At 60.7% G+C, this 252-nt stretch carries 1 pseudogene; it reads right to left on the bottom strand.

From position 1 onward, the window contains the following. Nucleotides 1-126 precede the first annotated feature (126 nt). A pseudogene (locus ACZYTC_RS34480) lies at nucleotides 127-252 on the bottom strand (IS481 family transposase); the annotation flags it as partial.

Below are 252 nucleotides of genomic sequence, written 5' to 3'. Positions count from 1 at the left end.
AAGCGCAGATCCGGCCTTCTGCAGAAGGCCGGATCTGCGCTTGATGCCACTTCAACCGCAGCGCAATGACAAGGGGGTCAGTTCCTCACTTCGCCAAAGGGGTCAAATCCTCGCTTCGCTTGACATCTGGTGCCAGCGCTCGATCTTGCCCTGGGTCTGGGGATGCATCGGGGCGCTGCGGACGTGGCTCATCTTGTTGGCCTCGATATATTCCGCCAGTTCGCCGGCGATGTAGCTGGGGCCGTTGTCGCT

The organism is Labrys sp. F242, assembly GCF_057813875.1.
Note: the sequence above shows the minus strand (reverse complement) of the source record. Positions and strands in the feature narration are given on the sequence as shown.